The sequence below is a fragment of the Pseudomonas sp. NFACC10-1 genome, assembly GCF_900119195.1.
GTDB classification, from domain to species: domain Bacteria; phylum Pseudomonadota; class Gammaproteobacteria; order Pseudomonadales; family Pseudomonadaceae; genus Aquipseudomonas; species Aquipseudomonas cerasi.
On record NZ_FPJB01000001.1, the window covers coordinates 52428 to 73063 of the forward strand.

At 62.2% G+C, this 20636-nt stretch carries 17 protein-coding genes; 5 read left to right on the forward strand and 12 right to left on the reverse strand.

The window, feature by feature from the left end; genetic code table 11:
* Positions 1-17 precede the first annotated feature (17 nt).
* Positions 18-731, reverse strand: a complete 714-nt coding sequence (locus tag BT119_RS00170) for a FadR/GntR family transcriptional regulator (protein ID WP_003368499.1) — start codon at positions 729-731, stop codon at positions 18-20.
* A 94-nt stretch (positions 732-825) separates the two neighbouring features.
* Positions 826-2568, reverse strand: coding sequence for an IlvD/Edd family dehydratase (locus BT119_RS00175; RefSeq protein ID WP_003368500.1), 1743 nt, complete (start codon positions 2566-2568; stop codon positions 826-828).
* Positions 2569-2782: 214 nt separating this feature from the next.
* On the opposite strand from BT119_RS00175, the gene BT119_RS00180 reads away from it, so the two are divergent.
* The 5 genes from BT119_RS00180 to BT119_RS26180 all read left to right on the forward strand — a co-directional run bounded on the left by BT119_RS00180 (position 2783) and on the right by BT119_RS26180 (position 7147).
* Positions 2783-4096 carry an MFS transporter gene (locus BT119_RS00180; RefSeq protein WP_003318619.1) on the forward strand — a complete coding sequence of 438 codons (1314 nt, stop codon included), beginning with the start codon at positions 2783-2785 and terminating at the stop codon, positions 4094-4096.
* 35 nt (positions 4097-4131) lie between these two features.
* The gene (gene araD1 / locus BT119_RS00185; protein ID WP_005755049.1) at positions 4132-5124 is read left to right on the forward strand and encodes an AraD1 family protein; all 993 of its coding nucleotides are present in this window, start codon (positions 4132-4134) and stop codon (positions 5122-5124) included.
* Between the two features lie 127 nt (positions 5125-5251).
* On the forward strand, positions 5252-5536 hold the full coding sequence (locus tag BT119_RS00190; protein ID WP_003368505.1) for a DUF5629 family protein: 285 nt from the start codon (positions 5252-5254) through the stop codon (positions 5534-5536).
* Between the two features lie 80 nt (positions 5537-5616).
* Entirely contained in the window at positions 5617-6789 is a 1173-nt protein-coding gene (locus BT119_RS00195) for a lactonase family protein (RefSeq protein ID WP_072364412.1), read from the forward strand.
* Positions 6790-6964: 175 nt separating this feature from the next.
* Entirely contained in the window at positions 6965-7147 is a 183-nt protein-coding gene (locus BT119_RS26180; RefSeq protein WP_003305416.1) for a hypothetical protein, read from the forward strand.
* Positions 7148-7375: 228 nt separating this feature from the next.
* On the opposite strand, the gene BT119_RS00205 is transcribed toward BT119_RS26180, so the two are convergent.
* The 10 genes from BT119_RS00205 to BT119_RS00250 form a co-directional block, all read right to left on the reverse strand.
* Positions 7376-11020, reverse strand: a complete 3645-nt coding sequence (locus tag BT119_RS00205; protein ID WP_072364414.1) for an SbcC/MukB-like Walker B domain-containing protein — start codon at positions 11018-11020, stop codon at positions 7376-7378.
* Positions 11017-12261, reverse strand: a complete 1245-nt coding sequence (locus tag BT119_RS00210) for an exonuclease SbcCD subunit D C-terminal domain-containing protein (RefSeq protein ID WP_065350287.1) — start codon at positions 12259-12261, stop codon at positions 11017-11019. Before BT119_RS00210 ends, BT119_RS00205 begins: the two co-directional genes overlap by 4 nt.
* 42 nt (positions 12262-12303) lie before the next feature.
* The gene (locus BT119_RS00215; protein ID WP_024661609.1) at positions 12304-13962 is read right to left on the reverse strand and encodes a BatD family protein; all 1659 of its coding nucleotides are present in this window, start codon (positions 13960-13962) and stop codon (positions 12304-12306) included.
* On the reverse strand, positions 13959-15677 hold the full coding sequence (locus tag BT119_RS00220; protein ID WP_072364416.1) for a VWA domain-containing protein: 1719 nt from the start codon (positions 15675-15677) through the stop codon (positions 13959-13961). Before BT119_RS00220 ends, BT119_RS00215 begins: the two co-directional genes overlap by 4 nt.
* Positions 15674-16732 (reverse strand): vWA domain-containing protein, encoded by a 1059-nt coding sequence (locus BT119_RS00225; RefSeq protein ID WP_004414102.1) that lies wholly within the window; start codon positions 16730-16732, stop codon positions 15674-15676. Before BT119_RS00225 ends, BT119_RS00220 begins: the two co-directional genes overlap by 4 nt.
* Positions 16725-17219: a DUF4381 domain-containing protein gene (locus BT119_RS00230; protein WP_004414100.1), complete on the reverse strand. Its 495-nt coding sequence runs from the start codon at positions 17217-17219 to the stop codon at positions 16725-16727. Before BT119_RS00230 ends, BT119_RS00225 begins: the two co-directional genes overlap by 8 nt.
* Entirely contained in the window at positions 17216-18160 is a 945-nt protein-coding gene (locus BT119_RS00235) for a DUF58 domain-containing protein (protein ID WP_003318876.1), read from the reverse strand. The genes BT119_RS00230 and BT119_RS00235 overlap by 4 nt, the downstream gene beginning before the upstream one ends.
* Before the next feature lie 4 nt (positions 18161-18164).
* Positions 18165-19124, reverse strand: coding sequence for an AAA family ATPase (locus tag BT119_RS00240; protein ID WP_003342804.1), 960 nt, complete (start codon positions 19122-19124; stop codon positions 18165-18167).
* Between the two features lie 209 nt (positions 19125-19333).
* Complete coding sequence (locus BT119_RS00245) at positions 19334-20080, reverse strand: amidohydrolase family protein (RefSeq protein ID WP_072364418.1); 747 nt, start codon at positions 20078-20080, stop codon at positions 19334-19336.
* Positions 20081-20128: 48 nt separating this feature from the next.
* Positions 20129-20488, reverse strand: coding sequence for a hypothetical protein (locus tag BT119_RS00250; RefSeq protein ID WP_004414094.1), 360 nt, complete (start codon positions 20486-20488; stop codon positions 20129-20131).
* Positions 20489-20636: the final 148 nt, after the last annotated feature.

Sequence of the window (20636 nt, forward strand, 5' to 3'; positions counted from 1 at the left end):
CTCAAGCTGGAAACCCGTCAACCACCGCCCAGCACTACACTCAGCGCATTGCGCGCATCGTCCAGTTGCACCAGCGAAGCATGGCGTGCGCCCAGTGCGTCGCGGTTCTGGATGGCGGTGAGGATTGCCTTGTGACGAGGCATGGCCAGTTCGTGCAGGTTAGGGCGTTTGTTGGAGTATTTGAGCGCCTCGCGCAACGCCAGTGACAGCATGTTGCACAAGTGCGCCAGCAGGTCGTTGTGGGTGGCGTCGGCGATGCGGCTGTGGAAGTCGAGGTCGGGTTGCAGCAGGTCTTCCGGCGTCGGTGCGGCTTCCATGCGCAGATAGGCTTCGTGGATCGACTCGATCTCTGCGTCGGTGGCATGCTGCGCGGCCAGTGCGGCAACCGCTGGTTCGATGACCGCGCGTACGCTGGTCAGCAGGTTGAAGAAATCATTCTGCGGCGAGCTTTGCATGACCCAGTGCAACACGTCCGGGTCCAGCAGATGCCATTCGCGGCGCGCCTTGACCACTGTGCCCACACGCGGACGCGAATAAACCAGACCCTTGGCCACCAGAACCCGTGTCGCTTCGCGCAGGACCGGGCGGCTGACGGCGTACTCTTCGCAGAGCAGCGCTTCGGCAGGCAGCTTTTCGTCAGGCTTGAAACGGCCGGACACGATTTGCATGCCCAGTTCCTGGACGATGCGCGCGTGCATGCTTTTTCGGTCGGAAGGCTTTCGATAATCCATGGGAACGCAGTGGGGTCCTGGCGGTGATTGCTGGGCATCATACCATCGCGCAACGATTACGGCGGCCATCTGCGTCAGGCGGCCGCCGTTTCGTTCAGTGCGAGTGACGAGGGACTTCGGCGCCTCTGCAACCGACCAGGAAGTCGAAATCACAGCCCTGGTCTGCCTGCATCACCCGGTCTACGTACAGTTGACGATAGCCACCGAGCAACAGCTGCTGCGGTGCCTGCCAATCGGCGAGGCGCGCCGCCAGTTCGGCTTCCGGGATGTCCAGATGCAGACGTCCGCCAGCGCAGTCCAGCTCGATCCAGTCGCCTTCCTTGACCACCGCCAGCGGACCGCCGGCTGCGGCTTCCGGCGCCACATGCAGAACCACTGTGCCGTAAGCCGTGCCGCTCATGCGCGCATCGGAAATACGCACCATATCAGTCACGCCCTGTGCCAGCAGCTTGGCTGGCAAGCCCATGTTGCCGACCTCGGCCATGCCCGGATAACCTTTGGGGCCGCAGTTCTTGAGCACCATGACCGAGCTGGCATCGATGTCCAGATCCGGGTCGTTGATCCGTGACTTGTACATCTCGAAATTCTCGAACACTACTGCGCGGCCACGGTGCTGCATCAGCGCCGGGGTCGCGGCCGAGGGCTTGAGCACGGCACCCAGTGGTGCGAGGTTACCGCGCAGCACGCAAATCCCGCCGTCGGCGCGGATCGGGTTATCCAGCGCGCGGATCACCTGATCTTCACCATAGATCGGTGAGTTGCAGGTGTTTTCGCCGATGCTCTTGCCATTGACGGTCAGGGCATCCGGGTTGGGCAGCAGGCTGGCCTCGTTCATGCGCCGCAGCACGGCGGGCAGGCCGCCAGCGTAATAGAACTCTTCCATCAGGAAGCGCCCCGACGGTTGCAGGTCGACGATGGTCGGCATGCCACGGCCCATACGCGACCAGTCATCCAGGTCCAGATCGACGCCGATGCGTCCGGCGATGGCTTTCAAGTGGATGACGGCGTTGGTCGAGCCACCGATGGCCGCGTTGACCCGGATGGCGTTTTCGAACGCAGCCTTGGTGAGAATCTTCGACAGGCGCAGGTCTTCGCGGACCATGTCGACGGCACGCATGCCGGACATGTGCGCCAGCACGTAACGCCGCGAATCCACCGCCGGAATGGCCGCGTTGTGCGGCAGCGAAGTGCCCAGCGCTTCGGCCATGCAGGCCATGGTCGACGCCGTGCCCATGGTGTTGCAGGTGCCAGCCGAACGCGACATGCCGGCTTCGGCGGACAGGAATTCATCAAGGCTGATGGTCCCGGCCTTGTAGGACTCGTGCATCTGCCAGACGATGGTTCCGGCGCCGATGTCCTTGCCTTCATGCTTGCCGTTGAGCATCGGTCCGCCGGTGACAACGATGGCGGGGATGTCGCAACTGGCAGCGCCCATCAACAGGGCAGGGGTGGTCTTGTCACAACCGGTCAACAGCACGACCCCGTCGATGGGGTTGCCGCGAATCGCTTCCTCAACGTCCATGCTCGCCAGGTTGCGGGTGAACATTGCGGTAGGGCGCAGGTTGGATTCGCCGTTGGAAAACACCGGAAACTCCACCGGCCAGCCGCCTGCTTCGATCACGCCACGTTTGACATGCTCGGCGATCTGCCGGAAATGCGCGTTGCAGGGGGTCAACTCCGACCAGGTATTGCAGATGCCGATGATCGGCTTGCCCTGAAACTGGTGGTCGGCAATGCCCTGATTCTTCATCCAGCTGCGGTACATGAAGCCATTCTTGTCGGCGGTGCCAAACCACTGGGCAGAACGGAGGGTCGGTTTTTTATCGGAGTCAGACATGATCGGCTCTCTTATTGTAAGACTTAATGGCGATACTGCTGGCTAAGGTAAGCCTAAAAAACGCGTATTGGAAGAGTTGTCAGTTTAAATAGTATTACTATATAGTCGGTTGTAGACGAGGGATCATCCTGGCGCATGTGCTGCGTTATTCAGCCCCCAGGCACAGAGGCGATCCCCGCAGGTTCCATAACAAAAACAATGGGAGACCGCCTACATGAGCCAGGAACTGCGGCTTATACGCCGCATTACGTTCAAACTGATTCCTTTCCTTATCCTGCTGTACCTGATCGCTTATGTAGATCGCTCTGCCGTGGGCTTTGCCAAGCTGCACATGGGCGCGGACATCGGTATCGGCGACGCCGCCTACGGGCTGGGTGCCGGACTGTTCTTCATCGGTTACTTCCTGCTGGAGATCCCCAGCAACCTGATGCTTGAGCGCTTCGGCGCACGCCGCTGGTTCGCGCGGATCATGATCACCTGGGGCGCGATCACCATCGGCATGGCCTTCGTCCAGGGGCCGCACAGCTTCTACGTGATGCGGTTTCTGCTGGGCGCTGCCGAGGCGGGCTTCTTTCCCGGTGTGCTGTACTACATCACCCAGTGGTTTCCGGTGCGCCATCGCGGCAAGATCCTTGGCCTTTTCATCCTCTCGCAACCCATCGCCATGATGATCACCGGGCCCGTTTCCGGCGGTTTGCTGGGCATGGACGGCATACTCGGTCTGCATGGCTGGCAATGGCTGTTCATCGTCATCGGCACGCCAGCGATTCTGCTGACCTGGCCGGTGCTGCGCTGGTTGCCGGATGGTCCGCAGCAGGTCAAATGGATGGATCAGGCCGAGAAGGACTGGCTGACCGGTGAGCTGAAAAAGGACTTGGAAGAATACGGCCAGACCCGCCACGGCAATCCGTTGCACGCCTTGAAAGACAAGCGTGTGTTGCTTCTCGCGCTGTTCTATCTGCCAGTGACCTTGAGCATCTACGGTCTGGGCCTGTGGCTGCCGACGCTGATCAAACAGTTCGGTGGCAGTGACCTGACCACCGGCTTCGTGTCATCGGTGCCTTACATTTTCGGCATCATTGGCCTGCTGATCGTGCCGCGCAGTTCCGATCGCCTCAACGACCGTTACGGGCATCTGGCCGTGCTCTATGTGCTGGGTGCCATCGGCCTGTTCTGCAGCGCCTGGCTGACCATGCCGGTGGCGCAGCTGGCTGCATTGTGCGTCGTGGCGTTCGCGCTGTTTTCCTGCACGGCGGTGTTCTGGACCTTGCCGGGGCGGTTCTTCGCGGGTGCCAGTGCCGCAGCCGGTATCGCGCTGATCAATTCGGTCGGCAACCTGGGCGGCTACATCGGGCCGTTCGTGATCGGTGCGTTGAAGGAAATCACCGGCAGCCTGGCATCGGGCCTCTATTTTCTGTCGGGTGTCATGGTCTTCGGGCTGCTGCTGACCGGCATCGTCTATCACGTGCTGGAGCGCAAGCATGTGCTGCCAGTGTCCGACTTCGCGGCGAGTGCCAAGGCGAGATAGGTTTTCAGCGGCCCATTATCTGGAAGGAGAATTTCATGCGGTTAGTACAGTTTGAATTGAGCGACGGTCAGCGCCGGGTCGGTCTGGTCGATGGTGATCAGGTGCGTGAGGTCCAGGGTGTCGAAAGTGTTCGCGAGCTGGCGCTGGCGGCAATCGAGGCGGGTTCGGCTCTGGCGCACCAGGTCGAGCAGCGTGGCGTTGGCGAGACGCACGACTATTCGCAGTTGCTTGAGGCGTTGCGGATCCTGCCGCCGCTCGACCATCCTGATCCGGCGCACCTGCTGGTCAGCGGCACCGGGCTGACCCATCTGGGCAGTGCGTCGGCACGCGACAAGATGCACCAGCAGTCCGGCGACGAAGCCTCGATGACCGACACCATGCGTATCTTTAAATGGGGCGTCGAAGGCGGCAAGCCGGCAGCGGGGCAGGCCGGTGTTCAGCCAGAGTGGTTCTACAAGGGTGATGGCAGCATTGTCGTGCGCCCCGGACATTCGTTTTCGCTGCCGCCCTTTGCCGAAGATGGCGGGGAAGAGCCCGAGCTGAGCGGCCTGTATGTGATCGGTCATGACCGCAAGCCTTATCGCCTGGGCTTCGCCATCGGTAACGAATACTCCGATCACGTCATGGAGCGTCGCAACTACCTGTATCTGGCGCATTCGAAACTGCGCGCCTGTTCTTTCGGTCCGGAGTTGCGCGTGGGCGACTTGCCGCAAAGCCTGTCGGGCACCAGCCGGGTCTGGCGCGACGGCAAGGTGCTGTGGGAAAAAGAGTTCCTCAGTGGCGAAGCGAACATGTGCCACAGCCTGGAAAACCTTGAATACCATCACTTCAAGTACGCACAGTTCCTCAGGCCCGGTGACGTGCATGTGCATTTCTTCGGCACCGCGACGCTGTCGTTTGCCGATGGCGTGCGCACCCAGCCGGGCGATCGTTTCGAGATCAGTCAGGCCGAGTTCGGCAAGCCGCTGGTCAACGGTTTGGCACCGAGCGAGCCGGTGTTTCAGCCGGGCGGCATCGGCAAGCTGTAAGCGCAGTCCCTGTTTGATTGCTCACCGTGCCAGCGCTCGGCGCTGGTACGGCTCTACTTGCGCTCCGACTGTATCTACGCCTGCCTTTTGCCCTATCATTCGCGCTTTTGCTGGCCGGATGAATTTCATGACTACCACACCCACCACACTGCTCGCCGCACTCGAAGCCACCACCATGCTGGAAATCGACGGGCTGCACGCCTGGGACTTCTCTCTGGGCGAGGAACTGAACGTCGAATGCATGGACGGCCGTGAGCGCAAGGTATGGCGCTTCACCAAGGCGCAAGTCGATGCTGCGACCTTCGATGAATCCCTGCAAAGCTGGGTGATCAACGACGGCAACGCCGATCACCGGATCATCTGCCTGGATGCCTTCACCCCTTCCGATGAAGATGATTCTGCGCAGGATTGAGTAAATGCGGGCTGGCGCTGTCATAGACCCCGACAGTGCCGTAACAGGCATCAATAACTTCGATAACAAGGGATGCCCCCATGCCCCATAAATTTCTGCCGTGGCTGGCGATTGCCAGTGCCATGAGCGCATTTACCTTGCAGGCCCAAGCCATGCCCGATACTGAATTGCTGATAGGTTCCTACACGCAAGGCAAGAGTGAAGGGATCTATCGTTTTGCCTTCGACAGCAAAACCGGGATGATCGGCGCCAAGCCGCTGCAAGTGGTCAAAGCCGAAAACCCGTCGTGGCTGACCGTCTCCAGAGACCAGCGCTACCTGTTCGCGGTCAATGAAAATGGTCCCGGACAAAAAGACGTGGTCGGTAAGGTCAGCAGCTTTGCGATCGACCCGAAAACCCGTCAGATCACGCCGATCAATCAGGTTCAAAGCCGTGGTGAAGAACCGACGCACTCCAGCCTGAGCTACGATGGCCGTTACCTGTTCGTGGCCAACTACGCCGTAAACCCCGACCCGGGCGGTGCGCTGACCGTGGTGCCGGTGGGCAAGGACGGCACGTTGAGCGAAGCCGTTCAGGTGCTGCCGCTGGGTCCTGGAAGCAAGGTCAACAGTGAGCGGCAGATGTCGTCGCATGTGCACCTGGCCGTGCCGACCCCGGATGACAAGTACGTGGTGAGCGCCGACCTGGGCGCTGACAAGCTGTTTGTCTATCAGTATGACGCCAGCCAGGCCAAGCCATTGCAGCCAGCCAAGGTGCCGTTCGTGCAGTTGCCGGGCGGCTCCGGACCCCGGCATACCCTTTTCAGTGGGGATGGCAAGCATGCCTGGCTGGTGCTGGAAATGACCGCCCAGGTCGCAGTGTTCGACTACCATGACGGCGGCTTCAAGCAGACCCAACTGGTCGACATGAAGAACAACGGCGTGGAAGAGAAAAACGGTGGTGGCGCCTTGCACACTTCACCGGATGGCAAGTTTCTGTACGTGACCAATCGGGGTGACGCGAATCAGGTCGTGGTGTTCCGCATCGATCAGGCCAGCGGCAAGCTTGAAGAAATTCAGCGTCGCTCTCTGGAAGGCAAGGAGCCACGCGAGTTTGCTTTCGATCCGACCGGCACGTTCATGCTGTTCGCCAATCAGAAAAGCAACCAGATCGTGACCGTACGCCGTGATCCGCAGAGCGGGAAGATCGGTGAAACGGTGCAGAAATTCGATGCCGATGCACCTTCGTACCTGCGTTTTCTGAACGACAAGTAAGCTGCCCCGGCTCCAGCCCCCAAGATACAAGGGCTGGAGCCGTTATCATTCTTGATGATATGGGTTAGTGCTACAAAAGATTTCTGCTGAACCACCCTCGGGCGTAAGTTTGAGTCACGGCCATAACGGTCAGGACTTCAAACCAGCGTACAGACAGACAAGAGGGGTGACCGACATGAATTTCAATCTTTTCTCCATCATCGCTGCATCTGCTATCTCGGCAAGCGTCGCTCTTCCGGCCAGCGCCAGTGTCGAAGTGAACGACAAGAAAGCCCATGCGACTCAGACGTACACAACCAAATACCTGCAGCAGAGCGCTAATTTCTACGCAGCGCTGGACCACAAATCTGCCCAGTGATTGATCAGCCGTCACGCTTTCGCGAGCATGTTCGCCCACACAGGTCCCTGCGACTTACTGCCCAATGCGTGGCAGACCATGCACGGAATGTCAGGCGAGCCTGTTCGCGAAAGCGCTGGTGGCACAACATTCAAGAGGCGGACGCAGAGCGTCCAGAACGGCATTCCCACGCGCAGCGTGAGGAACGATAGTCAACTGCCGTGCCTCACGTTCCGCGTCGCAGGTCCCTCAGTTGCCCACCTCGATTGTGCTCAATCCATTGCCCTGACGACGTACCTTGATCTGCACCGGGATTCGTTCGTGCATTTCCTGGACGTGGGAAATCACGCCGACCTTGCGGCCCTGCGCCTGCAAGCCGTCGAGGGCGTCCATCGCCAGTTGCAGCGATTCCGGATCGAGGCTGCCGAAACCTTCATCGATGAACAGTGACTCGATGCGCAAGGTGCTGGATGCCATCGAGGCGAGGCCCAGCGCCAGTGCCAGCGAGACGAGGAAGGTTTCCCCGCCGGACAGCGAATGAACCGAGCGTAGTTCGTCGCCCATTTCAGTGTCCATGACCAGCAGACCGAGCATGCTGCCGCCGCGTTTCAGGCGGTAACGGCGCACCAGTTGCCTGAGCTGCGCATTGGCATGGTGGACCAGCAGGTCAAGGTTGTAGGCCTGGGCGATTTTGCGAAACCTGTCGCCTTCTGCCGAGCCGATCAACGACGCCAGACGTGCCCAGCGCAGGTATTCGCTGTTGGCGTCAGCGATGCGCGTCTGCAGCTCGCTGCTGGCGTTGCGGCGGCGCTGATCTTCACTGAGCTCGGCACGCAGGTCGGCGCAGTGCTGCTCACTGAGCGCCGACTGTTCATGGGCCTGTTGCAGCGCTGCTTCCAGTTGCGCACTGTCGGTCAGATCACTGTGTTGCGCCTGATGCTGTTGCAGGCGCTGATCGCGTTCCTGCAACAATACTTTTGCCTGCTCCAGCGCCTTGTCGGTGCTACTCAATTGCACACGCAGTTGCTCGATATGTGCGTCGTCGTAGGTCAGCAGGGTGTCCAGCGCGCTATCGTCCAGTTGCGGATGCTGAGCGCGCCATTCGCTGATCTGCACATCAAGTTCAGCCAGTTCCTGTTGCAGGGCCTGCTGCTGTTGCTGTCCGGACTTGAGCTCGGCAGCCAGTTGAATCAGTTGATTGTGGATATCCTGCAGCGCCTGCGCCGCCAGACTTTCTGCCTGTCTGGCCTGCTCGATGGTCTGCTCCAGCGCCTGTTGCCATTGCTCTGCGCTGGCGTGGTCGCCCAGCAGACCGGCAAGTGTCTGCTGACTGTTATGCCGTTGCTCGCCGAGCCGGGTGACTTCCTGCGCCAGGTCGGTCTGGCGGTGCACGCGAGTCTGCTGCTCGACCTGCTGCTTCTCGATCTTCTGCTGACGCTCGGTTTGCTCCTGCTGCTCTTCGTGTTGCTGCTCCAGTTGATCGAGACGCTGGGTCACCTGCTGTTCTAGCTGCAGCACGGTTGCCGATGCATCGCTGCGCAGACCTGCAAGCACATGGGGCGATACCAGCGGCGTGAATGCCGTCAGTTCTTCTTCCAGCCGCTGCCCGTCGACCTCCAGTTGCTTGAGCTGCTCGGCAACATGGCCCGCAGCGGTCTGGCTGGCTTCGCTCGCCGCCTGCAGCTGCTGCTGCAGGCGTGCAGCGTCTTTTTGCAGGGTCAGCAAGGCTTGCTGACGTTGCTCGTCACGGCTGATGACTTCGCTCAGTTGACTCAATTGCTGGCTCAACCAGCCGTCGCGCTTGTCGGCGTCCCGGTCGAGCAATTGGGCGGCGAGAGGATGTGACTCCAGGTCCGGTGCCAGGGCCTGATGGCGCGCGTTGAGCTGTTCGTGCTGACGCAGCAGCTCTTTCTGCCGGGCGATCACGCCACCGACCTGCTCACGCAATTGATTGCGTTGCTCGGTCAGCAGGTCCACGGCTTTCTGCGCGCTGGCCTGCTCGTTGTCGTCGTGTTGCGTGAGGCTTTCGAGGAGCGCCTCCGGCTGATGCCAGGGGTGTTCGATGCTGCCGCAGACCGGGCAGGGCTGGTCGTCCTGCAACTGCACGCGCAACTCCTCGACACTGGCGCTGCGGGCGAGGCGCTGGCGCTCCAGCAGTTGCCGGGTAACGGTCAGGGTCTGCTCGGCGACGGTCAGTTCATCACGAACGCGAAGGCCTTCGCTGTTGAGCTGTTCGCGTTGCTGCTGGGCGCTCTGCTGTTGCTGGGTCAGCTCGGCAAGCTGCCGGTCGACGTCCTGCTGACTGGCCCACAGACGGGCCAGTTCCTCGAAGGCACGCTGCTGTTTGCGGTTGTCCTGCAACAGGCTGCCGAGGATCTGCACCTGTTCGGTCACTGCCTCCACTTCGCAATCGGCTTCGCGGTACAGCAACTCCAGCGCGCTGCGTTGCTCGGTCAGCTGCTGATCGGCAGTGTTGGCACGTTGCTGCAGGGCAGGCAGCTCGCTGTGCCCGTGCTTGAGGCGATTGGCGATCAGCGTGAGGGATTTCAGGCGGTCACGCCACGCGTTCCAGGCCTGAGCCAGTGGCGCCAGTTCGCTGCTGTGCTGCAGTTGCCCGGCAATGCGCTCCAGACGTTGAGCCACCTGCTGTTGCTGATCGAGCAGGGTTTGCAGGCTGGTCTGGCCCTGGATGCAGAGCTGCTCGCTCTGCTGGTGCAGGTCGGACGCCTTGGCCATTTCCTGGGCCAGGTGATTCAGGGTGTTCTGGGCTTCGAAAGCCTGCAGCAACAGCGGTTTGGCGCTGCTGTGGGCTCGCTGGGCTTCCAGCAAACTGGCCTGCGCCTGAGTACGGTGGCTTTCCAGCTGTTGCTGCTGGTCGTGCAGCGAGGTCTGCTGTTGCTGATGCTGGCGAATCTGTTCAGCCAGCGGATCAAGCTGAGCATTCAGCGTGATCCGACGCGCGAAGCGATGACGCTGCGGGCCCAGGCGTTCCAGCTGGCCGAGGGTCTTGCGTGCTCCGCTGTGGTCGTCCCAGGCCTGTTGCGCACTGTTCAGGGCTTCCTGGGCAGCGAGCTGTTCATCACGCAGACGGTGCAGTTCGGTGAGCCACTGCTGTTTGATTTCCAGTTGCCGTTGCTGTGTCTGATGGGCCTTGAGCTGCTGCTGCGCGTCGCTCAGGCGTTGTTCCAGTTCAGCCAGCAGTTCCGGGGCCAGCGGGATGATGTTGCTGGCCTGCGCAGTCAGGGTTTTCAGGGCGTCTTCGGCTTCCTTGCTTTTGCTGTACGCGCGCCGACCTAGCTGGCTGTAGATCGCAGTGTTGGTGAGCTTTTCCAGCAGCTCGCTGCGTTCCTTGTCATCCGCCTTGAGGAACGCGCTGAACTCGCTCTGGGCAAGCATCACGGCGCGGGTGAACTGCTCGAAGTTCAGGCCCAGGCGATTTTCGATCAATTGCTCGAATTCGCGTTTGCTCTGGTTGCTGAGGATTTGCTCGCTGTCCAGATCGGTGAGGGTCTGGCGGCTGGCCTGCAGTTTTTTGGTCGCATTGTCGCGCGCGCGATTGGTTTCCCAGCGCGCGCGATAACGCCGCTGATCGATGCCGATGAAGTCCACCTCGGCGTAACCGCTGCCCGTGCCGCGGCGCAGCAGGGTACGTGGGTCGCTGGTGGTGATGTCGCCGTCGATGTCCGGGACCTTGGACTGGCCGATATTGCTCAGCCGCGGAATCGCCCCGAACAGTGCCAAACACAAGGCATCGAGCAGGGTGCTTTTGCCCGCGCCGGTAGGACCGGTGATGGCAAACAGTCCGGCGCTGGCCAGCGGCTCGGCAGTGAAATCGATTTCAAAGGGGCCGGCCAGCGAGGCCAGGTTTTTCAGGCGAATGGCGAGGATTTTCATGGCAGCTCGCTCTCCTGCTGGACTTCGCGCAGCAGCGTGGCGAAATCGGTCAGCGTCTGTTCGTCGACCTCGCTGCCGAAGTTGTCCTGCCAGGCACGGCTGAACAGTTCCTGAGGCGTGAGCTGGTCCAGTTCGATCAGCGTGGCGTCACCCTCGCTGCCGTCCGCGCTGCCTTTGCCGGCATATTCGGCACCGATGCGTACCAGCCGCACGGCCTTGCCCTGTAGGGCGTTTTCGATCTGGTTGCGCAGGTCCGGCTGGGGTTCATCCAGGCGCACGCGTACTTCCAGCCACGGCTGGCGGTCCGGATCGGCGAGCAGGTCGATGTCCGGCAGCGCCTTGAGCTGTACCAGCAGGTCGGCCAGTGGCGCAGGCCCGAGGCGTTGCAGGTTGACGGCGCGAGGGATGAACAACGGCTCGACACTGGTCAGCGTCTCGCCGTCGCAATTGATCTCCAGAATCTGGTGCTGATAGCTGATTTCCGAAAAGGACAGCGGGATCGGCGAGCCGCTGTAGCGAATGCGCTCCTCGCCGTTGACCCGCTGCGGTTTGTGCAGATGGCCCAGCGCAACATAGGTGATGCTCGGCCCGAACAGGCTGGCCGGCAGGGCTTCGGCGTTGCCGATGATCAGGCTGCGTTCGGAGTCTTCCGAGACCGAGCCGCCTGCCATGTGGGCGTGGCTGATGGCGATCAATGCCTGACCGGGCTGGCGCTTGAGGTCAGCCGCCGCGATCAGCAGCTCATGCACCCGGCCGATGCCACGCAGGTAGTCATCGCCCAGGGTCGGACCGGTGACTTCGGCGGGACGCAGGAACGGCAGCGCCAGGCACCAGGCCTTGATGTCGCCATTGGCGTCCGGCAACGGCAGCAGCAGGCGTTCGGCATCCAGCACGCCATCGTCCAGCCACATCACCCTGCCCAGCGCGTGGGTACGCAAGCGGCGCATCAGCGGGGCGGGAAGTTCGATACGCGAGCCGGAGTCGTGGTTGCCGGCGATCATCACGATGGTCAGCAGCGGCTGCTGCTCGTGGGCGTTGACGATGAAGTCGTACAGGCGTTCCTGCGCTTTGACCGGCGGGTTGACGGTGTCGAAGATGTCGCCCGCGATCAACAGTACATCCGGTTTACGGTCGGCCAGACGGGCCAGTAGCCAGTTCAGGAAACAGGCGTGTTCGAAATCCCGCTCCTGGCCGTGCAGGTTCTGACCCAGGTGCCAGTCAGAGGTGTGAAACAGACGCATTGGTTTACCTTGTCGTATAGGGGTGTTGCCTGAGCTGCATCCTTATTTGGGATACAGCGGCGGCAACCCGGCATCACCTGCCGGGTCCTGAATATGTTCGGCGGCGGGCAGCTTGCGCACCGCGCGCCAGAGGTCCCCGCCCAGCCACAGTTTGCCGGTTTCGCTGTACAGCGCACCGTTGAGACCGTCCAGGGCATCGGACAGCGGCACGAAACGCGCGGCCATTTCGGCCAGGGTTTCCGGTTGCTGGCGTGCCCAGGCGTCGAGCGCCTGACGGGTGCCCTGCGGATCATTGGCCAGGCAGGCGCGTTTGAGGTCATCGAGTACGGTACGCGGGCTGGGCCCGGTCTGCACGGCCCGGGCGATTGCCGGCTGTCCACGGGCGCGCCACCACAGGCCGAAACCGAGCAGTGTGGTGCAAAGCAGCAGCAATGTGCTCATCTGCCACGGCCAGACCGGCGGACCGATCACGGTCACGCCGCTCATGTCGTTGTTCACCGGCGTGTCCACCGCCAGACCGGGGTTGCTGCTGATCTGCAGGGTGCGCGCGGGCAGGCTGGTGTGCTCCAGATGATCTTCGCGGGTATTCCACCAGGTCACTTCAACCGCAGGCAGGTCGATTGCCCCGGCGCGGGCTGGCACCAGGGCCTCGCGTTCTTCGCGCGTGCCGATCAGGCCGCGTTCGCTGGGCAGGTTGCGCAGTTGTGGCTGATCCGGGTAACGCCGCAGGCCGGGTACTTCTGTGGGCGGCAGAGGTGGCAGCTGCGCGCCGGCCAGCCCTTCGGCCTTGAGCGTCAGGGTGCGGGTCAGCGAATCGCCGACCTGCGTAGTGCCGGGCTCCGGGCTCCAGCTTTCTTCCAGGTTGATACTGCGTGCCGGCAACCAGGCGACATCGGCCGGGTAGTCGGCAGGCTTGGGCTTGACGGTCAACGGCACTTCGGCGGACTTGACCCGCACCGATCGGCCCGGCTGAGGGCCGAACGGATTGCTGTCCTGGGCTTGCGAACCCTCGGCAGGCGTCTGCACCAGCGTGGCGCTGAACACTTGCGCCGGTATCTTCAGCACGCCGCTCTGCTGCGGGTAGATCGCGTAGCGTGTCTCGATGACCCCGTGGCGCACACCGTTGATCAGCTTTTCGTAAGTGCGCGAGTCACCGAGTTTTTCGACCCGTGCGTCCGGCACTTGCAAGGGGCTCAGGCTGCTGTCGTCGAACAGCGACACCGAGTGGTAGACGCGCAGGGTCAGCACGGCCTGGGCCTGAACATACACGCTGTCCTGATCCAGGCTCGCTTCAATAAAGATCGATGCCAGATGGTTGCCTTGCTCCTGGGGCTCGCTCTGCAGGACCTGCAAGGTCAGCGGCTGGCTTTTCAGCTCGCCCAGTTGCAGCGACGGAATCAACACGCTTCCTGTCTCGCGAGGCAGCAGGGTGACGATCCAGCGCGTCGTTGCCTGGCTGCTGCCATCCAGGGTTTTCAGGCTGTTGAGCTGGCGCGTGTCGCGCACCTCGAAACTGCTTTCCAAGGCGCTCATGTCCGGCTTGCCGAACTGCGTCACATCGTCGGTTTCCAGCGTCAACTCGACGGTTTCCCCGGCGTTGAGGCGCGTGCGGTCAACGCTGGCGGTCAGTTGCGCAGCCTGCAGCGACAAGGTGATCAGGCTCAGCAGCAGGCCGATCAATAAGGTGTAAACACGACTCATCGGGTCTTTTCCTGATGTTGCTGTTCGTAGCGAAATTTGCGCCGCAACAGTTCGCCCGGATCATCCGGAATCTGCCTCAGCCACTGCTCCAGTTCCTGACGCCGCTCGCCGGTCATGGGGCTGTCAGCGGACTGAAGCGGCGGGCGGGTGGTCTGTTCGTCGTCCGTCGACTCGCCCGAGGTGGCCTGGCCGCTGCTGTCCGGCGGCAGGCTTTCGCTGGTGCCGGGTTGATCAGATCGGGACGGGTTCTGCTCGGCGGGTGATGCGCTGCTATTGGGATCTTGCGACGCCTGCTGACCTTCTTCGCCCTGATCGGCCTTGTTCTGTTCGTCCTGGGCAGGCTTCTGCTCTTCGGTCTGATCCAGCAGACTTTGCACCAGTGCCCGATTGGTTTGTGCCGCAGGGAAGTCGGGCTGCCGGTCCAGGGCCTGCTCGTAGGCATCCAGTGCCGCTGCCAGCTCGCCGTTACGGGCCAGCGCATTGCCACGATTGTAGTGGTCGGCGGCGCTGTTGCCTTCGGCAAACTGCCGGGCGGCGCTGGCGTAGTCTTGCGCCTGGTAAAACGCCACGCCTTTCCAGCGCGAGTCTTCGAAGCGTTGCGCAGCTTCGGCTGGCCGGTGCTGTTCCAGCAACCGCTGGCCCTGTTGATCGGGACGCAGCCACAGGTCCTGAAACTCGAACGCCTGGCTGTTCTGCGGAAACATGAATATCAGCGGCAGGCAGAACAGCCAGCCGCGCCGACCGGCCAGTGCCGCGATAAGCAGCAGGGGCAGCAGCAACCAGTGGCCCTGGTCAGCCCAGGTGTCGAGTTGCACGAACTGGCCGTCGCGGCTCATGTGTCGAGGGCTGGCCAACAGACCAAGGCTGCGCAAGTCCTCTTCATCGCCGCGTGCCTGGCGATAGCTGCCACCGACCTGATCGGCGAATTCGTTGAGGCTGGTGCTGTCCAGGCGCGGGACCAGAATCGCACCCTGATCGTCCTTGAGCAGGCTGCCGTTTTCCTGTGTGACCGGCGCGCCTTCGGGCGTGCCGACCCCGAGGATGAGCAGTGGCGGCGATTGCCCGCGCAACGCGGCACGGATGCCCTGACGTTCCTGTTCGCTCAGCGACGAGGTGATCAACAGAATCCGCCCCTGACCCAATGCGCCCTGTTTGAGCAGGTGCAGCGCTTTCTGCACGGCCAGATCGGCGCGCTGGCCGGTCACCGGCATGATCGACGGTCTGATGGCTTCCAGCAGGTTGTGGCTGGTGACCAGATCATCGGACAGCGGCACCAGGGTGTGTGCGCTGCCTGCGTAGACAACGACGGCGGTCTGCGCATCGCTGCGCTTTTGCAACAGGTCCAGCAGCTTGCGTCTTGCCTGTTCCAGACGGGTAGGGGGCGTGTCGGTGGCGAGCATCTGTGGGGTGAGTTCGAGAATCACCACCAATGGATCGACCGGCTTCTGGCTGATCTGTTCGACGCGCTGCCAACTGGGGCCCAGCAAGGCGAAAAGGGCCAGCAACCAGGCGAGCCCCAGCGCGACCCATGGCAGTTTACTGTTGCTGCCGCGCCCACCGTTGAGCAACACCTCGTGAAAGTGAGTGGGCAGCAGCATTTGCCAGCGTCCGGCGCGTTTCTGCCGGTGCCAGAGCCGCCAGATCAGCAGCGCCAGCAGTGGCGTGATCAGCAGCCATTCCGGGCGAAACCAGTGCGGCCAGAGCCCGCTGATCATCGCGACCTCCACAGGCTTTTGCAGCGCTCACGCCAGTTGATGGAACGCACCGCCGTCAGTAGGCGTTGCAGGGCGTTGTTCGGCCACAACTCACGCAGCACCAGCAGCACACTCAGCAGCAGGGCTGTCGCCAGTGGCCATTGATAAAGCGCTTGCGCCGGACGCGCCTGGGTGGGCTGCTGTGCCACCGGCTCCAGGGCATCGAGGGTGGCGCGGATTTTTTCCAGTTGGTCGCCATCGCGCGCGCGGAAATACTGGCCACCGCTTAGGCTGGCGATTTCCTTGAGTGTCGGTTCGTCCAGATCAAGACTGGGGTTGAGGCCAAGTACGCTCTGCAGCGCGTCCTTGTCAGGGTCCGAGCCGATGCCGATCGGGTAGATTTTCACCCCTTCTTCGGCAGCCAGGCGTGCGGCGGTGATCGGATCGATCTGACCGGCGTTGTTGGCGCCGTCGGTGACCAGCACCAGCGCACGACTGGTGGCCGGACGCATACGCAGACGTTTCAGGGCCAGCCCGATGGCATCGCCCAGTGCGGTGTTCTTGCCTGCAATGCCTATCCTCGCCTCGTCGAGCCAGACCCGCACAGTGCGGCGGTCATAGGTCAGTGGCGCCTGAACAAACGCCTGGGTGCCGAACAGGATCAGGCCGACCCTGTCGCCCTTGCGGCCTTCGAGAAAGTCACCGAGCAGTTGTTGCACCAGCACCAGCCGGCTGACTTCATCGCTTTTCCATTGCATGTCCGGGTAGTCCATCGAGCCAGACACGTCGACCGCCACCAGCAGATCGCGGCCGCTGGCAGCCACCGGCAGCGGCTCGCCCAGCCACTGCGGTCGCGCCGTGGCGATCAGCAGCAACAGCCAGATCAGCAAGAACGGCGCACGCTGTCTCCACACCGGCAGATTGGCTTTGGCGCGGCGACCGCTCAGGCCTTCGAGTTCACTGAGAAAGCTGACCTTGAGCGCGGGCTCGCCGCTGTCGGCCATGGGCAGCAGGGCGCGCATCAGCCACGGCAATGGCAGCAGGGCGAAGACCCACGGCCAGGCGAACTCAAACATGTTTGCGGATCCAGGTATCGACTGCCTGAGTCAGGCCGGTGATGGCCTTGTCGTCCAGTTTGCACTCGGGCTTGTAAGCGCCTTCAACCAGAATCATCCAGCGCGTCAGGCCGGCCGCCGGGCAGCGATTGTCGAGGAACGCCAGCCATTTGCGGCCGTTAAGGGTATGGCTCTGGCTGTGTGGGTAGTGGTTACGGCACAGGCGCTTGAGCAGGCCGTTGATCTGCTGCAGCCAGGCACCGGCCGGCGCGCCGTCGTAGGGTTTCGGCAGGCTGGCCAGTTCCGCCAGCGCGGCGAGGCGAACCGGGTCCAGCGGCTGTTCGCTGCGCACGTTGCGGGCCTTGGCCGGCAGCAGTTTGCGCAAGCGCCACAGACCCCAGCCCGCCACGGGGATCAGCAACAGCAGCAGCCACCAGCCCGGCGCAAGCGGCCAGAAGCCGACGGCTTCGGGCGCAATCAGCGGCTCCAGCTGATCGAGGGGATTCATTTGCGCTTCACCGGACGTCGCGCGTTGAGGTATTCGCGCAGTTGTTCGACGAGCTCCGCCTGGGTACTCAATGGCATGAGCAATACCCGCAGCTTCTGCGCCAGCAACTCCCAGCGCGCCGTGCGCTCCTCGCCCTGTTGTCGGTAGGCGCGGCGCAGTTCGGGGTTGAGGGTGTCGATTTCGAGTTGCGCGCCGCGTTCGGCAAAGCGCAGCAAACCGGCAGCGGGCAGGGCGCGGTCCAGTGGGTCGGACAGCGGCAGCAACAGCAGGTCGCTGTGCCGTGACAGCAGGCTCAGTTGTTGTTCGGCGGCATCGGACAGGGCGCGCTCGTCGCACAGGACGATGACCAGACTGCCGGGGCGCAGCACTTCCCGTGCGCGACGCAGCGCAGTGCCGAACGCATCGCGGTCTGGCGGAATCTCGGTATGCAGCGACTGATTGACCCGCACCAGCCGGTTGAGCAACTGCAGCAGGCTTTGTTTGCTGCGTCGCGGCTTGATCTCGTAGTGTTCGTTATCGCCGAATACCAACCCGCCGACCCGGTCGTTGTGTTCCAGCGCCGCCCAGCCGATCAGCGCGGCCGCCTGAGCCGCGAGTACCGACTTGAACATCAGGCCGGAGCCGAAGAACAGCCGTCGGCTCTGTTCCACCAGAATGAAAATGGGCCGCTCGCGTTCCTCATGGAACAGCTTGGTGTGCGGCTCCTGCGTGCGTGCCGTGACGCGCCAGTCGATGCTGCGCACATCGTCACCGGCCTGATAGACCCGCACCTGATCGAAATCCACACCACGCCCGCGCAACTTGGAATGGTGCAGGCCGATCAGCGGGCTGCGTTGGCTCGGGGTGGAAAACAGCTGCACTTCCCGCACCCGATGACGCATCTCGATCAGCTCGCTGAGGCTGACGCGGATGCCCGGCTGGGGGATCAGGTAGGGTTGCATGGGGTCAGGCGACGGCCACGACGTCGAGGATGCGCTGAATCACGCGATCCTGATCGATACCGGCCGCTTCGGCCTCGAACGACAGGATGACCCGGTGGCGCAAGACATCGAACAGCACCGCCTGAATGTCTTCGGGGCTGACGAAGTCGCGTCCGGCCAGCCAGGCATGTGCACGGGCACAGCGGTCCAGCGAGATGGAACCCCGCGGGCTGGCACCGTAGGCAATCCATTCGGCCAGTTCAGGGTCGAACTTGGCCGGGGTACGGGTGGCCATGACCAGTTGCACCAGGTATTCCTCGACCGCATCGGCCATATACAGGCCAAGGATTTCCTTGCGTGCGGCAAAGATCGCCTGCTGGCTGACGCGACGCTCCGGCTTGGTTTCGCCGTTCAGGGCTTCGCCACGCGCCTGTTGAAGGATCTTGCGTTCGACGGCGGCATCCGGGAAGCCGATCTTGACGTGCATCAGAAAACGGTCGAGCTGGGCTTCGGGCAGCGGGTAGGTGCCTTCCTGCTCGATGGGGTTCTGGGTCGCCATGACCAGAAACAGCGGCGACAGGTCGTAGGTGCTGCGCCCGACACTGACCTGCCGTTCGGCCATCGCTTCGAGCAACGCCGACTGGACCTTGGCCGGCGCACGGTTGATTTCGTCGGCCAGCACCAGGTTGTGGAAGATAGGCCCTTGCTGGAACACGAAGCTGCCGGTTTCCGGGCGATAGATCTCCGTACCGGTGATGTCGGCAGGCAGCAGGTCAGGGGTGAATTGAATGCGGTGAAACTGGGCTTCGATGCCTTCTGCCAGCTCCTTGATGGCTTTGGTCTTGGCCAGGCCGGGAGCGCCTTCGACCAGCATGTGGCCGTCGGCAAGCAGAGCGATGAGCAGGCGTTCGATCAGCTTTTCCTGGCCAAGGATCTGCGTTGAAAGAAAAGTTCGCAGCGCAATCAGCGCTTCACGATGTTCCATCGGTGACGGTTCCTGGCAGGGCGAACAGCGGTGTCTGGTGACTGCTGAGCTGGGGGCGATACTTTAATCCATCCAGGCAGGTATCGACTAACGACTACCGCGTTTTTTATTGCATTTAGAGAAGTGCCTGTCATTTATGCAGGTATTGTCCTACATGATCCATCGGTCTCCATGTAGGAAGGCTTGCTATGGCTCTCGGAACCACGGCGTCAGAGTCGATAGAAGTCCGCCGCGTTTTCCCACAGCGCCTGACGGGCGCCGCTTTCGCCCAGTGCGTCGATCAACAGTTCGATATCGTCAGGTCTGAAGGGGCGGGGTGCGCGGGTCGACGGCAGGTCGGTGCCGAACATCAGGGCATTCGGGTTGGCGGTGTGGATATCCCTGAGCGCCTCGCGCACCGGAAAGTCAACACGGCCGAAACCACAGGCCTTGACCCGAACACCGTGCTCGGCAAGGCGCAGGAGCACGGGCAGCCCTTCGGCACTCAACCCCAGGTGATCGATGCTGATGGCAGGTAGTTTGCGCAGGCGTGTTTCGATGGGCGCCAGTTCTCGCGAGTCGATGTACAGCTCGGAGTGCCAGCCTGCGTGTTCATGGACACGCAAGGCCAGTGCCTCCAGCTGGTCGAGCTGCTCCGAGCCGCCGCGCTTGAGGTTGAAGCGCAAGGCGCGCACGCCTGCCGCGTTCAGGTTGTCCAGTTCTGCATCGGTGACGCTGGCGGGCAATTGCGTGACACCGACGAAACCCGGTCCCAGCAGGCGCAGGGCCTGAAGAAGATATCCCTGATCAAAGCCCTGAAAGGAACCGGACACCACCGCGCCGCCCTGTACGCCCAGCGGCTGGACCGTCGCAAGGTAGTCAGCGACACCGAACGGCTCCGGCAGATAGCCGTTATTGGCGATCAGCGGGAAATGTGGGTCGATGATGTGGCAGTGGGCGTCGAAAATGCGGTTCATGACACACTCCTGTTCGGCGAAGTACTCACTCTAGCGCTTTTTTGATCATCAGCTGATTGTGCTGGTGTACTCACCGACGTTTTCGAGAATGACCTGTAACGTTTGGTGAACGTCCTGCAACTCGCCTGCATCGGTGGCGTGGAGAATTTCGTACTGATGGTGGCCATCGAGCTGCTTGGCGTCCTGCGTGTCGATTTCCACCAGCAGGCGCTCGGCACTGAAGGTAACTTTCAGGCTGGACACACTCAGTGACTTGTCGTCGCTGACGGTGATTTCCACTTCGTTCTCGTCCGGGAAGCGGGTCAGGGAAAACAGCATGCCGTTTTCTGCGTGGCAGCAGAGCAGCGCCATATCGTCATATTCGTCGTCGCACGGGTTGGCGATGAGGCTGGCGGTCTTGATTTGCATGGGTGGCTCCGGGTCTGTCCAGGTAAGGCGTGAGTGAATTTTGCCAGTCCCGGGCAAATAATGTCGGACGATATTGGCACCATCGTGCGCAGTGTATCGCGACCTGATGACCGAATATGTCGCAGCCTCGTAAGCAGTGTGCGCTCAG

Coding starts and splice junctions, on each gene's coding strand:
- BT119_RS00235 (WP_003318876.1), bottom strand. CDS start 18,160: ATGCAACCCTACCTGATCCCCCAGCCGGGCATCCGCGTCAGCCTCAGC.
- BT119_RS00170 (WP_003368499.1), bottom strand. CDS start 731: ATGGATTATCGAAAGCCTTCCGACCGAAAAAGCATGCACGCGCGCATC.
- BT119_RS00215 (WP_024661609.1), bottom strand. CDS start 13,962: ATGAGTCGTGTTTACACCTTATTGATCGGCCTGCTGCTGAGCCTGATC.
- BT119_RS00190 (WP_003368505.1), top strand. CDS start 5,252: ATGACTACCACACCCACCACACTGCTCGCCGCACTCGAAGCCACCACC.
- BT119_RS00195 (WP_072364412.1), top strand. CDS start 5,617: ATGCCCCATAAATTTCTGCCGTGGCTGGCGATTGCCAGTGCCATGAGC.
- BT119_RS26180 (WP_003305416.1), top strand. CDS start 6,965: ATGAATTTCAATCTTTTCTCCATCATCGCTGCATCTGCTATCTCGGCA.
- BT119_RS00240 (WP_003342804.1), bottom strand. CDS start 19,124: ATGGAACATCGTGAAGCGCTGATTGCGCTGCGAACTTTTCTTTCAACG.
- BT119_RS00220 (WP_072364416.1), bottom strand. CDS start 15,677: ATGATCAGCGGGCTCTGGCCGCACTGGTTTCGCCCGGAATGGCTGCTG.
- BT119_RS00230 (WP_004414100.1), bottom strand. CDS start 17,219: ATGAATCCCCTCGATCAGCTGGAGCCGCTGATTGCGCCCGAAGCCGTC.
- BT119_RS00175 (WP_003368500.1), bottom strand. CDS start 2,568: ATGTCTGACTCCGATAAAAAACCGACCCTCCGTTCTGCCCAGTGGTTT.
- BT119_RS00225 (WP_004414102.1), bottom strand. CDS start 16,732: ATGTTTGAGTTCGCCTGGCCGTGGGTCTTCGCCCTGCTGCCATTGCCG.
- BT119_RS00205 (WP_072364414.1), bottom strand. CDS start 11,020: ATGAAAATCCTCGCCATTCGCCTGAAAAACCTGGCCTCGCTGGCCGGC.
- BT119_RS00250 (WP_004414094.1), bottom strand. CDS start 20,488: ATGCAAATCAAGACCGCCAGCCTCATCGCCAACCCGTGCGACGACGAA.
- BT119_RS00180 (WP_003318619.1), top strand. CDS start 2,783: ATGAGCCAGGAACTGCGGCTTATACGCCGCATTACGTTCAAACTGATT.
- BT119_RS00245 (WP_072364418.1), bottom strand. CDS start 20,080: ATGAACCGCATTTTCGACGCCCACTGCCACATCATCGACCCACATTTC.
- BT119_RS00210 (WP_065350287.1), bottom strand. CDS start 12,261: ATGCGTCTGTTTCACACCTCTGACTGGCACCTGGGTCAGAACCTGCAC.
- araD1 (WP_005755049.1), top strand. CDS start 4,132: ATGCGGTTAGTACAGTTTGAATTGAGCGACGGTCAGCGCCGGGTCGGT.